Annotated in this window: 14 protein-coding genes; 7 read left to right on the forward strand and 7 right to left on the reverse strand. The window is 44.2% G+C overall.

From position 1 onward, the window contains the following. Positions 1–232 precede the first annotated feature (232 nt). Together H6H03_RS15060 and H6H03_RS15065 are read right to left on the reverse strand one after the other, a co-directional pair. On the reverse strand, positions 233–1717 hold the full coding sequence (locus H6H03_RS15060; protein ID WP_242057848.1) for a M16 family metallopeptidase: 1485 nt from the start codon (positions 1715–1717) through the stop codon (positions 233–235). A gap of 77 nt (positions 1718–1794) precedes the next feature. Next, a complete protein-coding gene (locus H6H03_RS15065; protein ID WP_190955907.1) occupies positions 1795–3477 on the reverse strand; it encodes a M16 family metallopeptidase in 1683 nt (560 codons plus the stop codon). 151 nt (positions 3478–3628) lie between these two features. Between H6H03_RS15065 and H6H03_RS15070 the strand changes: the two genes are divergently transcribed. After that, positions 3629–4243 (forward strand): TetR/AcrR family transcriptional regulator, encoded by a 615-nt coding sequence (locus tag H6H03_RS15070; protein ID WP_190955908.1) that lies wholly within the window; start codon positions 3629–3631, stop codon positions 4241–4243. A gap of 24 nt (positions 4244–4267) precedes the next feature. Here the strand turns inward: H6H03_RS15070 and H6H03_RS15075 are convergent, their stop codons facing one another. Beyond that, complete coding sequence (locus H6H03_RS15075; protein WP_190955909.1) at positions 4268–4738, reverse strand: DUF4332 domain-containing protein; 471 nt, start codon at positions 4736–4738, stop codon at positions 4268–4270. 280 nt (positions 4739–5018) lie between these two features. Between H6H03_RS15075 and H6H03_RS15080 the strand changes: the two genes are divergently transcribed. Beyond that, positions 5019–5483: a DUF29 domain-containing protein gene (locus H6H03_RS15080; protein ID WP_313931849.1), complete on the forward strand. Its 465-nt coding sequence runs from the start codon at positions 5019–5021 to the stop codon at positions 5481–5483. A 6-nt stretch (positions 5484–5489) separates the two neighbouring features. Here the strand turns inward: H6H03_RS15080 and H6H03_RS15085 are convergent, their stop codons facing one another. Beyond that, complete coding sequence (locus tag H6H03_RS15085; protein ID WP_190955910.1) at positions 5490–6290, reverse strand: PhzF family phenazine biosynthesis protein; 801 nt, start codon at positions 6288–6290, stop codon at positions 5490–5492. A gap of 358 nt (positions 6291–6648) precedes the next feature. Here H6H03_RS15085 and H6H03_RS15090 point away from each other — a divergent pair, with 358 nt between their 5' ends. The 3 genes from H6H03_RS15090 to H6H03_RS15100 all read left to right on the forward strand — a co-directional run bounded on the left by H6H03_RS15090 (position 6649) and on the right by H6H03_RS15100 (position 10276). Continuing rightward, positions 6649–8436, forward strand: a complete 1788-nt coding sequence (locus H6H03_RS15090) for a cadherin-like domain-containing protein (RefSeq protein ID WP_190955911.1) — start codon at positions 6649–6651, stop codon at positions 8434–8436. Between the two features lie 169 nt (positions 8437–8605). After that, positions 8606–8860, forward strand: a complete 255-nt coding sequence (locus tag H6H03_RS15095; RefSeq protein ID WP_190955912.1) for a hypothetical protein — start codon at positions 8606–8608, stop codon at positions 8858–8860. Between the two features lie 33 nt (positions 8861–8893). Next, positions 8894–10276: an aminopeptidase P family protein gene (locus H6H03_RS15100; RefSeq protein ID WP_190955913.1), complete on the forward strand. Its 1383-nt coding sequence runs from the start codon at positions 8894–8896 to the stop codon at positions 10274–10276. Here the strand turns inward: H6H03_RS15100 and H6H03_RS15105 are convergent. Then, complete coding sequence (locus H6H03_RS15105; RefSeq protein WP_190955914.1) at positions 10266–10628, reverse strand: hypothetical protein; 363 nt, start codon at positions 10626–10628, stop codon at positions 10266–10268. The two genes, H6H03_RS15100 and H6H03_RS15105, sit on opposite strands and share 11 nt — an antisense overlap. Positions 10629–10737: 109 nt before the next feature. Here H6H03_RS15105 and H6H03_RS15110 point away from each other — a divergent pair, with 109 nt between their 5' ends. Beyond that, the gene (locus H6H03_RS15110) at positions 10738–11238 is read left to right on the forward strand and encodes a hypothetical protein (RefSeq protein WP_190955915.1); all 501 of its coding nucleotides are present in this window, start codon (positions 10738–10740) and stop codon (positions 11236–11238) included. Here H6H03_RS15110 and H6H03_RS15115 read toward each other — a convergent pair. Both H6H03_RS15115 and H6H03_RS15120 read right to left on the reverse strand, forming a co-directional pair. Continuing rightward, entirely contained in the window at positions 11221–11880 is a 660-nt protein-coding gene (locus tag H6H03_RS15115) for a DsbA family protein (protein ID WP_190955916.1), read from the reverse strand. The genes H6H03_RS15110 and H6H03_RS15115 overlap by 18 nt on opposite strands. Before the next feature lie 42 nt (positions 11881–11922). Beyond that, positions 11923–12552: a Uma2 family endonuclease gene (locus H6H03_RS15120; RefSeq protein ID WP_190955917.1), complete on the reverse strand. Its 630-nt coding sequence runs from the start codon at positions 12550–12552 to the stop codon at positions 11923–11925. A gap of 196 nt (positions 12553–12748) precedes the next feature. On the opposite strand from H6H03_RS15120, the gene ffh reads away from it, so the two are divergent. Continuing rightward, positions 12749–14212 (forward strand): signal recognition particle protein, encoded by a 1464-nt coding sequence (gene ffh, locus H6H03_RS15125; protein WP_190955918.1) that lies wholly within the window; start codon positions 12749–12751, stop codon positions 14210–14212. The last annotated feature ends 104 nt before the right edge of the window (positions 14213–14316 follow it).

Consider the following 14316-nt stretch of genomic DNA (forward strand, 5'->3'; position numbering starts at 1 on the left):
GCCAACACGTAGCGTCTCGTAGAGAAGAGAAGAGCGCCAAGGTAAGAGTTTGACAGATTTTGGCGCAGCTTTACAGAGAAACGGTATAAGGACACGATGAATCGTGTCCTTATTATCTTTGGCTAAAACTTGTTATCGGCTTACCGACTTGGGATAAGGTTGTTTGCTTTCCAGCTTTCCCTATTCTTAGTGAAGTATTAGTGACGATCGCACCATCATCGCATCTATGCAACTAATTCTTCGCCTGTGGTTGTAAGTCGGGAATTGTCACATCTATTGGTATTACCTGTGCAGCTAATTGTGTTAAGGGTGGTTGAATGGCAGTTTGATTCCCCACCACTAGAGTGACAATATTTTCTGGCTTGAGATATTCTCGTGCTACGCGTTGCACGTCATCAACTGTGGTGGCGGCGACGGCTTTTTGATAGCGGAACAGAAAATCAGCCGGATAGCCGTAATATTCGTATTGCATCAGGCGTGATAAGGTTTGGGCGGGGTCTTGAAAGTTGAAAACAAAGGAGTTGAGTGTGGATTCTTTAGCAAAAGCTAGTTCCTTTGCTGTCACTTTTTGGGCTTGGATGCGCTTAATTTCAGCTTGTAAGGCTTTGACAAACTGCACTGTAGCATCCGATCGCGTTTGTCCGCCACCAACGAACATTCCCGGATAATCGTAACGCGGACTCCAGAAGCCATATACAGAATAAGCTAAACCTTGGCGCGATCGCAGTTCATTAAATAAGCGTCCGCCAAATCCATTTAACACCTCATTCAACACATTCAGTGCTGGATAATCTGGGCTGTCAAACCGTCCGCCTAAATGACCAATCAACACGCTACTTTGTGTGAGTTGCGGCTGATTTACAAAAAACACTCCGCCGGTATTGGCTGGGGAAACCTCTGGTAATTGCACTTTAGCGATTTTGGGGTTGGCTTTCCAGTCGCCAAGTTTAGCTTGTATGAGCGATCGCATTTTTTTCGCGTCAAAATCCCCTACAATCCCCAAAATCATATTATTCGGGTGGAAGTATTGCTGATAAAACTTGAGCAAATCCTCACGGGAAACTCGCTCTATAGTTGCATACTCTGTGGTGCGACCATAAGGGCTATCTTTGCCATAAAGCAACTTACGAAATTCTCGATTCGCAATGCCATTGGGATCGTCATTGCGCCGCGCAATCGCACCCCTAGCTTGTGTTTTCGCCAAATCTAGCTTTTCTTGAGCAAAAACAGGCGATCGCAACACCTCAGCAAACAACCCAAACACCATTTCTAAATCTTCACTGAGGGCATCAAAACTAGCACTACCAGCAGTTTCACCAATACTAGTTTCCACCGATGCTGCCCGTTGTTCCAACATCTCATTTAATTCATCACCCGTATGCTTCGTAGTTCCGCCAGTCCGCATTACCGCGCCTGTAAAACCAGCTAACCCGACTTTTTCCAACGGTTCCAAACGACTCCCAGTCCTTACCAACACTGTACCCTTCACCAAAGGTAACTCACGATCCTCCATCAAATAGACAACCAAGCCGTTTTGCAGCACAAACCGTTCATACTTTGGTAACTTAACCTCAGGTAGCGGTGGCAGTTGCAACTCAGTGTAATGTTTCGCCTGTACCGTCGCCGCAACAGAAAAATTAAAAGTAAAAAGTAAAAAGGCCAAACCCACAACCAACGCAGAAAAAACCTTCTTCCCACTAGGGATTTTCAGACCCATCTTCCTTTTACCCTTACCCTTATACCTTTCCATATCTCTCTTCCTTTGCGCCCTTAGCGTCCTTTGCGGTTCGTTTTTCATCCTTGTTTCGACAACAGCTTACCAATTGTGCGATTTTCCGGCGTAAACGTTGCCTTCGCCACCCGCTGGATATCGCCAGGAGTTACCGCCGCAATTTCATCTAACTCCTTAAACAAATTCCGCCAAGAACCAGTTTTCACCTCATATTCCAACAATTGCTGAGCCATTCCGCTATTAGAAGTCAAACTACGCAATAAATCCCCCCGTGCTTGGGTTTTTACTCGCTCTAGCTCAACCGCAGATACAGGCTCAGTTTTTAATTTCTCAATTTCCTGGCGTAAAGCGATCGCCAATTCATCAACAGTACGTCCGGGAGCAGTTACAGCATAAAACAACATCAAATTTGCGTATTTATCCCCAGGAAAACCACTAAAACCTTGGGCATTGAGCGCCAACCGTTGCTTTTCTACTAAAGATTTATACAGCCGTGAAGTGCGCCCATCACTTAATAAACTGCCAATCATTTCGTAGACTACATTATCTGGATGAGTAATTGATGGACGGTGATAACCTTCCAAATACAACGGTTGAGCAGGTAGCTGTAAAGTAACTTCCCGTGTTTGTTTTTGTTGCGGTTCCACAGGAATTTTTGGAGTAGCTTTAGCTTTAGCTTGATAGCGTCCAAAATAAGTTTGTGCGAGTTTTTTGACTTCGGTGGGATTGACATCACCGACAATGGCGATCGCTAAATTATTTGGTACATAATAAGCGTCATAAAACTTTTGTACATCTTCTGGTGTTAAGTTACGGATATCTTTGTCATAACCAATCACTGGACGCCTGTAAGGATGAACTTTGTAGGCAGCGTCAATAAATTTCTCCAACATCGCCCCAATGGGTGAATTATCCACCCGCATCCGTCGTTCTTCTAAAATGACATCTCTCTCTTTATAAAACTCACGACGAATTACAGGATCGAGAAATCTCTCCGACTCCAGCGACATCCAAAGTTCCAATTTATTAGCAGGAAAACTATAAAAATAACGCGTCGCTTCACTTGAAGTAGTGGCATTTAAACCCACGCCTCCCGCTTGTTCCACAATTCGTCCCAGTTCGTTTTGCTTGACTAGCTTCGCGGCTTGGGATTCCACTTGCTTAAACTCAGCTTCTAGCCGCACCACTTCATCCTTTTTGCCATTAGCTTTGGCTGCTTGAATTTGGGCATCCAACTGTTCTAGGCGTTCTAGTAATGGTTTTTCTGCCTTGTAATCTTCTGTACCGATGCGCGTCGTCCCTTTAAATGCCAAATGTTCTAGAAAGTGCGCTACACCGGTTTTACCATCCGGCTCATCCACACCACCGACATCAGCATAGGTAAGAAAAGAAACTACAGGTGCTTGATGTCGTTCCAGAACAATGAACTTCAAACCATTATCCAGGCGAAACTCTGTTAACTCCTTGATGACTCGATCGAGATAAGGTTGAATCGAACTTGCAGCTGGAATTTGAGTTTTAGCTGGAGGAGATATTGTTTGAGTTTGAGCCAGAGCAACTTCTGGGTGTAATCCCCACCAAAACGCGATCGCAGCCAACAAAGCGGCAAACACTCGGTAGGATGTGACTGATAATTGGGGATTGGTGACTGGAGACTGGGGATTAGGAACTTCTCGCCACAACCCGTTAAACCAATCCAAAATCCAAAATCTAAAATCAAAAATCAACCGACAGAGTTTGTTCATAAGCCAAAATTAAGATAAAGTTACACTACCGAAGAAATACGCTACTTAGCAAATAGAGCGTTAATGTTGTATTAAGCTTTTTCGGCTTTTTGTACTTGACGTTAGACAATAATGCTACAAGTCCGGCATCGGATATTTCACCATAACAATTATGCGAGTTTTTAATTCTACCCCGCCCTCAGAGGCTCAGACGCGCACCCGCATTTTACAGGCAGCACAACGTTTGTTTGCCTCTCAGGGATTTGATGGCACTACCACCCGTGATTTAGCACAGGCAGCAGGTGTAGCTGAAGGCACTCTATTTCGCCATTTTGCCAATAAAAAGGCAATTTTGGTAGAAGTAGCTACAAGTGGATGGGTGGAGATTCTCACGGATCTGCTCACAGAATTAAGTGAAATGGGTAGCTATAAAGCAGTAGCTCAAGTGATGCGCCGTCGGATGTGGAATTTCCAAAAAAATGCCGATTTGATGCGCGTTTGTTTCATGGAAGTGCAATTTCATCCAGACTTGCGCGATCGCATTCAATTAGAAGTCATTACTAAAATGACCGATGTTGCCGAAGCCTTCTTTCAAACAGCAATGGATAAAGGCATCTATCGCCAAATGGACGCCAACCTAGTCGCCAAAGTTTTCTTAGGAATGTTTGCGATCGCTGGTTTTTCCAACAACACCCTCATGGAACCAGACGCCTCCCCCCAACAAATGCAACAAATGGCAGAAGGCCTCGCTGACATCTTCCTCAATGGCGTGTTGGCAAAGGATTAGTGACTGGGGACTGGGGATTGGGCATTAGTTATTCTTCCCCTGCCCCTCTGCCCCCATGCTCCCCACCATTCTCGCTTCCTGACTCCACCTTTCTACTAACTCAATCGCTGGACACAAATCTCGTCGCTGCATTGTTGCCACTTGCAAGCGCAAAATCTGTTTGTGTAATCTTTGAGTAGGAGTTTGAGCTAACTGGGCTACAGAACCAATACCCGCATGGAGTAATAAACCGCAGTATTGGGTTCCAACGCTGGGAATGCGTGCTAAGTCAGCCAAAGCCATCCATTTATTCACATACTGAATATGAATTTGAAGTTTATTAGCTAACGCCAGCTTTGCCTGTGGAGTTTTTCCTTGCTTGATTAGCGCTTGTGTAGTACTTATTCCACAATTTCGCAGTTGCGATTGTTCTTCTTGGGTGAGTCCAGGCAATTGCTCAATTGGCCAGTCACCAGATGTGAAAGGACTTCGATGATTTTTCTGTTTAGCGGACATTTGTAAAATTAAAACATAGGCTAATTTACATATTGTGACAGCCAGTTTTGATATTTTGTATTGGCGTGCAATCTTAAGACAACCCGTCGCATTGTTAATGCATCGCCTTGTCTAGCGTTTGCTTCTTCCCTTACCGCTAACATAGGGTAAAGTATCTTAAATTGAGCTTGTCTACCACGAATTAAAGGAACTTCATGACCGAAAAGGATACAAGCCCCTAAATTTATTTATGGGATCAAAAATTATTGAATTTTGAATTTTGAATTCGGAGCTAAGCGACGTGACCCCAATTCCCAAAACCGCAGCCCAGTTGTATGAAACAGATTTTGTAGCCTGGACAAAACACACTGTGCAACTGATTCGCGATCGCCAATTTGACCAGATAGACTGGGATGCTGTGATTGAGGAGATTGAAAGCTTGGGACGCTCAGAACGGCGGGAGTTGAAAAGCCGCTTGGAGGTACTATTACAACATTTACTTAAATGGCAATACCAATCTAATTTGCAAAGTGGTTCCTGGCAAAATACGATTGACGAACAACGCAACCGAATTATAGATTTGCTGCAAGAGAGTCCCAGTCTCAAGTCATATCCAGAAGAAGTTTTAGCCCAGTGCTACCACCGGGGATTAAAAGCTGCTAGTAATGAAACGAAATTAGCAATAGATACGTTTCCAACGGAATGTCCTTATTCTATTGCCCAAATTCTTGATGCCGAGTTTTTGCCCAATGCGATTAATTTTTAGCTCAATTTAAGCAGTAATTAATTCGCCTCGCAAAACAGTTACCGCCTGTCCCGCAAGCAAAACGCGATCGCCCCCATCATAATAAACTTTCACCACGCCACCGCGACTCGAAGCCTGATAAGCTAAAAACCGATCTTTGTGCAAGCGATCGCGCCAAAATGCAGCAAGGCAACAATGAGCCGCCCCTGTTACTGGGTCTTCATTAATACCTAATCCTGGTGCAAAGAAGCGCGAAACGAAATCATATTGGGAATCAGGCTCAGCAATACTGGTAACAATAACATCAGAAATAGACAATGTTTTTAGTAGCTGGAAATTGGGTTGTATTTGCCGCACCAATTCTTCAGATTCTAATTCTACTAAATAACCTAGTGAATTTTGCAATACAGATTTATATGGTACGCCCAAAGCTTGACTAAGTTCTGGAGGGGCGATGGTTGGTTTTGAATGATTCACCGGAAAATCTAACTCAATCCATTCACCTTGTAACTTAGCAAGGAGTACTCCACTTTTGGTATAAAAACGTGCAACTTTATCAGATAGTAAATGTCCTTCTGACCAAAGTATATGGGCACTAGCTAAAGTTGCGTGACCACAAAGCGGTACTTCCACCGTTGGCGTAAACCAACGCAAATTAAAACCATCATCTTGTTTAATAAGAAAAGCCGTCTCAGATAAATTCATTTCCTGCGCCACGTTTTGGAGCCAAATATCATCTTTAGGAGTAGCCAAAACACAGACAGCAGCAGGGTTTCCCCCAAATGGTGTATTCGTGAAAGCATCAACTTGAGTAATGATTTGTCCCATAAAATTACTTCCAAGGTAATAAACTAAAAATCAAAAGCCAAAACAGATAATATTCTTTTAATAAAGAATTTAACTTAGTGAATTGTGCTTTCTTAAATGTGAAAACTTGATTTATAAAATCGCAGATAACTAAGATAGCAAAAGATAAATTTTAGATGAATTTTACTAATGTATTAATTTACCTATGTTTAGACAAATATAAAATGTAGCGTATTAAATTGTACATGAAACTAGGTTGTATAAACTAATAGCCATTTATTTTGCTGAAATAATTTGCTGTTAGTAATAGGCTCCAGCCTTGTTTTTATGCAACTTAGCTCATTAGTTGATTGCAAAACAAAAACAGGAATCAACAATAATGGCACCTAATCCAGCAGTTTTTAACTTGTCTGACTTGAACGGGAGTAATGGGTTTGCGATCCGTAGTTCTTACTTGGGCAGATCTGTTAGCAGTGCAGGAGACATCAACGGCGACGGCTTCGACGACCTGATTATCGGCACACGCTATGGCGATAACAATGGCAATACCAAGAGCTACATTGTATTTGGCAAAAGCAGTGGTTTTGCAGCTAGCCTCAACCTCTCCTCCGTAGATGGCAACAACGGTTTTGTGATTAACAACTCAGGCAGCGTCGTCACCAGTGCCGGAGACATCAACGATGACGGTATCGCCGACCTGATTATCGGGGCAAGTGGGGCCGACCCCAATGGCAAGTCAGCTGCTGGGCAGACCTATGTGATTTTTGGCAGCACCAGTGGTTTTGGAGCAAGTTTTGATTTATCGTCCCTCAACGGCAGTAACGGCTTTGCGATCGAGGGCATTAATCCAGGTGACAGATCGGGCAACTCAGTCAGCAGTGCTGGAGACATCAATAGCGACGGCTTCGACGACCTGATTATTGGTGCAACTGACAAGAGCTATGTGCTGTTTGGCAAGAGCAGTGGCTTCACAGCCAGCTTTAACCTCTCGTCCCTCAACGGCAGCAACGGCTTTGTAATCAACGGCATCGCTTCAGATAACAGCTCAGGCGTTTCCGTCAGCAGTGCTGGAGACTTCAACGGCGACGGCGCTGCTGACCTGATTATCGGGGCGAGCAATGCCACTGTCAATGGTCAAATATTTGTTGGCGAGAGTTATGTGGTCTTTGGCTTTGGAACTGCAACCACCCAGGAAGATACTGCACTTAACATCCTTGCCAGCACCATCTTGAGTAGATACACAGATGTAGAGGGTGATATCTTAAGCATTAGTGACTTCACTAACCCTGCCAATGGCACACTCACACTCAACAACAACGGCACTGTTGGCAACGCCAGCGATGACTACTTCATCTACACCCCCAATGCCAACTATAACGGTGCTGATAGCTTTACCTACACTGTCAGTGATGGCAATGGTGGCACAATTACTAGTACTTTTAAGTTGAACGTCAAGCCAGTCAATGATGCGCCAGTTGCAGTTCATGATACTGTTACTGCTGCCAAATATACTAATGTGCGTATCCAAGCAAATACTTTGCTGGCTAACGATACAGATGTTGATAGCAGCAACCTCAGCATTACTGGTGTCAGTGGTGCGACTAATGGTACTGCGGTGCTGAAAAATAACGGCACTCCGAATAACACAGCAGATGATTTCATCTTGTTTACCCCAACTAGCGGGTTTAGTGGTGCGGCTAGCTTCAACTACACTATTAGCGATGGTCAACTTACCAGTACTGCTAAGGTAACTGTGCAAGTGGGCGATCGCCTTTTTGGTGGCAACGGCAACGACCACCTCAAGGGTACTCCTGGCAATGACTATCTCAAGGGCGGCAATGGCAAAGATTCCCTCAATGGTGGCAATGGTAATGATACCCTTCTTGGTGGCAACGGTAACGACCTATTGTCCGGTGGTTTTGGTAACGATACCCTCACAGGTGGCAACGGCAAAGATAAATTTGTCTTGGCTGCCACACAAGGTACTGATACTATTACTGATTTCTGCAAAGGCAGTGACTCCATCGCACTTTCTGGTGGCCTGACCTTCAATCAACTTAGTTTCTCTGGCCACAAAATTATCGTCACTGCTACTGACGAAATTTTGGCAACCCTGACTGGAATTAACACCACGACCTTGACTGCCGCTAATTTCACTATTGTCTAAACGTAACCTCGTGCAACTTTGATGCATCAAAGTTGCACAAATTCTCCTTAACTTTAGGAATTACTTATGATTAGCTGTTCGGGGAAAAAAATGCGATTGTTTACGTCATAATACACTTTCACCTCTCCATCCCGAATTAGTAGCAGGATTATCTGCAAAGGATGTATTTATGAAAGCATCAAACGGAAACATCAGGCTAAAAATATTCAGGGGCATTTTTGCTACCGTGACCTTAGTATTAATTTGTGGAGGATTAGTTAGCTGTATTGCTCAAGCACCACAGCCTCTGGGTCCAACTGAGCAACAAAAACCAGTTGTGCAACCCGATAGACCAAACTCAAATGACAAGTCTGACGACAATAAACTTGATGATGGCAACGATGATGGAGACGAAGATCGTAAAAACAATGATGATAAAGACTAAATAACCTTTATCTTTTTTTTTGAGTTTTTATTTATGCTTATTCAACAAACTTCTAGTTCCCTCGTGGAAACTCTACGCCAGCGAAGGCAAAAACTAGCCAACCTGATTGATTTTCCCGCAATTCTCTGGTCAGGTAGCAACAGTCCGCGCAACTTTCCCGCAAATTCTTTTCCTTTTCGCGCTAGCAGTCATTTCCTTTATTTTGCGGGGCTGCCGTTATCAAATGCGGTAATTCGCCTAGAAGGGGGCAAACTAGAATTATTCATGGAAGATCCCTCGCCCAGCAGCGCCCTTTGGCACGGAGAAATGCCAACACGGGAGGAAATCGCCGAGAAGATTGGGGCAGATGTGGCTAGACCTTTAACAGAATTAGAGTCGTGGTTAGAAAATGCTGCAACCATCGCTCTACAAGATGCTGCTACTTGGACACAGCAATCTCAGCTGTTGAATAGATGGATTTTACCTCAAAGTCCTCCCCAAGGAATTGACTTGGAGTTAGCTAAGGCGATGGTTTTTCTACGTCTCACCCACGATGAAGCTGCATTAGTCGAGTTACGAAAAGCTGCGGCTGTCACAGTGAAGGCACACAAAGCTGGTATGGCTGCAACACCCCAAGCCAAACTCGAAGCAGAAGTTCGCGCCGCGATGGAAGGTGTAATCATTGCCAACAACATGACCACCTCTTACAACAGCATCGTCACCGTTCACGGTGAAGTTTTGCACAACGAACAGTATCACCATAATGTGCAACCAGGTGACTTACTCCTTGCTGATGTCGGTGCTGAAACCGAAACGGGTTGGGCTGCGGATGTTACTCGCACTTGGCCGGTTTCTGGAAAATTTTCATCCACCCAAAGAGATATTTATAATGTTGTCTTGGCAGCCCATGATGCTTGCATTGCCAAAATACATCCTGGTGTAGAATATAGCGATATTCATTTTCTAGCTGCTACGGTCATCGCTGAAGGTTTAGTGGATTTAGGAATTCTCCAAGGAAATCCCCACGATTTAGTTGAAATGGATGCCCACGCGCTATTTTTTCCCCACGGTATTGGTCATCTATTGGGTTTAGATGTCCATGACATGGAGGATTTAGGGGATTTAGCAGGATATGAAGAAGCAAGGACAAGGAGCGATCGCTTTGGCTTGGGCTACTTGCGTTTAAATCGTCCATTACGTCCAGGAATGCTAGTTACAATTGAACCTGGTTTTTACCAAGTCCCAGCAATTTTAAATGACGCTAACGTGCGTTCAAAATATCAAAATGTCGTCAATTGGCAGCGGTTATCAGAATTTACTGATGTCCGCGGTATCCGCATTGAAGACGATGTTTTAGTGACCACAGAAGGCAGCGAAGTTTTAACAGCTGCATTACCAAATGATGCCGATAATGTAGAAAATTTAGTTAATATCTGAGTCGATTATTAACTAGCGAATCCAGCAATAGTACTAACATAGAAACATCATGTTCGCGGTAAGTGTTAGAGTATTCTGCTGGATTTCGATTTACCTGTACTTGAGAAATTTTGACACCTTCTTCAACTATCTCAAAACACACTTTGAAAATGCATAAACCAGTCCAACTGCGATGCAAGTATAACCAAGGAGCCTCATAAAAAATGAACCACCTATCTTCCATTTGGTGTGGAATTAATCCGGCAGTGATTCTGTCAAATTGCTCGTGTGAGTAAACTTTTTCTACCGTTATAATTGTAAACGCAGAAGGCATAGGTTCTGTTTTCCAATCACCTCGTTTGGCTATTTGCATAGTTAAGAATTTCCCAAGCCAAGTATCGGCTCTGTTTTACTCCTGAATTCTGAGTGCTGAATTCTGCTGTAATATGATACCCCGTGATATCTAAAATAATTCTAAATTCATGAGAAAACACCCTATACAATTACTACTGAGTGGAATTGTTGTCAGCTTTGGACTATTACCATCATTAGCTCAAGCACAGCAGCCAATTTCTGATGCCCAAGTTGCAGCGATGGTAGAGGCACTGCGACAAGCTGCACCGCAAACCAAAAATCCCAACGATGGACTTTATAGCGAATGGCAAGTCAAACCAGAAACCCTCAAAGGCTGGTCAAGAACTTGTCTCAAACGAGAATTAACAGCGACGCAATTTGAAAACAGTCCTGTGCTTGCCCGTTCGGTTGTATCCTGTATCACCCGCCGCGAGTTAACCAATCAGTTCGCCGCTACCAAGAATAATGAAATTGCATCTGTGCGTGGCGCTGCTTGTTGGTGGATGACTGGTAACTATACAGGCTGTGACAAAGGTTTTACTGCTGACTATGTGCAAAAAGTTGTCCGGTTTTATCAACAACAGCGCTCAAAACCAGCAGCAACTCAACCATCAAAGGGCGGTTCTTAGAGATAATTCTTTTACCTTTTCAGTAAGCCAATCGACACGATCCTTACCCCAAAACTTTTCGCCTTCAACCACCCAGGTTGGTACACCAGGACAGCCAAATCGATCGTATTCTGCCAAAGCTTCAATTGCAGCTTGTTTAGCTGCTTCGCCTTGGGCTAATTCTAGAATGCGAACGCCACCCAACCCAACATCATCGGCAATTTTTCTAATCACAGACTCATCGTTGACATCAAGCAAGTCAACATAACTGGCTCGAAAAAAAGCAGCATCCAAAAGATGCTCCTTCCCGCTTCCACGAGCAGCGTAATATGCTCTAGCGGGAAGTTCTTCCCGACTAAATTTCATTTCCTGCCAGCGCTTTACCCACCTTCGGAATTCATCAAGCTCCTTGAATCGAATTTCAATGCCGTACTTTTTCGCCCACCGCAGGCAATCTTCTTTGTGATACAACGATACGGCCGCGCTTTCACTTCCTCCTTGGAGATCGGCAACCTTAATACCTCGCTCCTTGGGAATGTAAATCGGTCGTCGTTCAATATCAACAGGTAACCCCTGCAAGGATCTTTGGGCAAGAATGATCCCAATGTATGAATTTGCCGAGTGGTATATTGAATAGGAGTAAACTTTGATTCGCTGCGACATATATTCTTCTATAGCTATCTAAATTAATTCGCTATTTTGATATTAAATTTGGCTTTTAACCCATTGGCGAAATTCTTTCACTAATTCCAAATAATCTTTTTCTCCTACCTGCTTTAAAAAATGAGAAATCTCTATGAGTGGCAAATTGGGAAATGCTAAACTCTGTTGAACAGATATATATTTTTGATTTTCTAAAACGTTAATAGTAAAAGTCTTGCCATCATATCGCCAAATTTCAGGCACACCCATATCAGCATAAACTTGAAAGCGATTTTTAGAGCTGCTAGTAATATCAACTTCTACTACTAAATCTGGTGGTGGATCTTCCGCTAAATCTATTCTTTTTTTGCCTTTTATGGCATTAATATTTCCAATGTAAAAGCATTCATCTGGTTCTGCGCCACTCAGTTCTGGACGTTTAAAAGTGGTAGAACCAAGGCAGTCAATTCTAATTTCTAGTTCTTCTGCGAGAGTTTCGACAAATCGAGACGCAATTCTTTTGTATCGTTCATGTTCAGGTGAAGGAACCATGATTTCTAGAGTACCTCGATTGTAAGTAAGGCGAAGGCGGCGGTTAACACTAAGTTCAGCTAGCAAGTTTTCATAGGTTTGCCAACTGATACCTGATAAGTGGATGATTTCTGTGGGTTGAATGAGAGTGTTGCTAGTCATAGCTATCTCTTGAGTATTTATTTGCTAAGTTGCCGATTTTTGGATGTCAGTTCAACAAACGTAGGTATCTAGTTGCTACAGTCGGGGTGAAAACTACTAAGCTGGTAAATAGCACGTTTAAACTTTACCGGAAAATCTAAATCGCATTCATCGGCGGTTTACAATTCCTCACTGGCGAACTACCTGTAATTACATTATGTTTGATGCTCTATCTGACCGTTTAGAAGCCGCCTGGAAAAAACTGCGGGGACAGGACAAAATTTCTCAATCCAACATTCAAGACGCTTTGCGGGAAGTGCGCCGCGCTTTGTTGGAAGCAGATGTCAATCTCCAGGTAGTCAAAGATTTTATTACCGAAGTCGAAACCAAGGCACAGGGAGCCGAGGTAATCTCCGGCGTGCGACCTGAGCAACAGTTCATCAAAATTGTTCACGATGAGCTAGTGCAGGTGATGGGGGATGAGAATGTTCCTTTAGTAGAAGCTCAAGAACAGCCTACTATCGTGCTAATGGCTGGGTTGCAAGGTACTGGTAAAACCACCGCAACTGCCAAGTTGGCTTTACATCTGAGGAAATTAGATCGTAGTTGCTTGTTGGTGGCGACAGACGTGTATCGCCCAGCAGCGATCGACCAGTTGATAACGCTGGGTAAGCAAATTGACGTACCAGTTTTTGAACTCGGAAGCGATGCAGATCCTGTAGAAATAGCACGGCAAGGTGTAGAGCGCGGCAAAGCAGAAGGTGTAAATACAGTAATTATTGATACTGCTGGGCGTCTGCAAATTGACGAGGAGATGATGGCGGAATTAGCCCGCATCAAAGAAACAGTCCAACCCGACGAAACTCTGTTGGTGGTGGACGCTATGACTGGTCAAGAAGCAGCCAATTTGACCCGCACCTTCCACGAGCAAATCGGGATTACTGGGGCGATTCTCACCAAACTCGATGGTGATAGCCGGGGGGGTGCGGCGCTGTCAGTCCGACGGATTTCGGGAGCGCCAATTAAGTTTGTGGGTGTCGGCGAAAAAGTCGAGGCACTGCAACCCTTTTATCCCGATCGCATGGCATCCCGGATTCTGGGAATGGGTGATGTTCTTACTTTAGTAGAAAAAGCCCAGGAAGAAATTGATTTAGCAGATGCCGAGAAAATGCAGGAGAAAATCCTGACGGCGAAGTTCGACTTTACCGACTTTCTCAAACAACTGCGCCTATTGAAAAACATGGGTTCGCTGGGAGGAATCATGAAGCTGATTCCAGGGATGAACAAACTCTCAGACGACCAGCTAAAACATGGAGAAACCCAACTCAAGCGCTGTGAAGCGATGATTAACTCCATGACCCGCCAAGAACGCCAAGACCCCGATTTATTAGCCAGTTCTCCGAGTCGCCGACGACGGATTGCTGCTGGTTCAGGCTACAAAGAACCCGACGTGAGTAAACTCGTAGCTGACTTTCAAAAAATGCGATCGCTCATGCAACAAATGGGTCAAGGTGGCGGCTTACCTGGAATGCCAGGAATGTTCGGTGGCGGTATGGGCAGCCCCTTTGGAGGTGGAGGCAATCGTGCCCCAGCCCCCGGATGGCGAGGTTACAATACTGGCGCCCCAGCCGCGAAAAAGAAAAAGAAAGATAAAAAGAAAAAAGGATTCGGTAATCTTTAGGAATTGGGCATGGGGCATGGGGCATGGGGCATGAAGAAGAAGAGCTATTGAGGCAGGGGAAGAAATAACAACCATTGCCCATTGCCCATTGCCCATTGCCCAGA

It is taken from the genome of Nostoc paludosum FACHB-159 (genome assembly GCF_014698835.1).
In the GTDB taxonomy this organism is placed as follows: Bacteria; Cyanobacteriota; Cyanobacteriia; order Cyanobacteriales; family Nostocaceae; genus Nostoc; species Nostoc paludosum.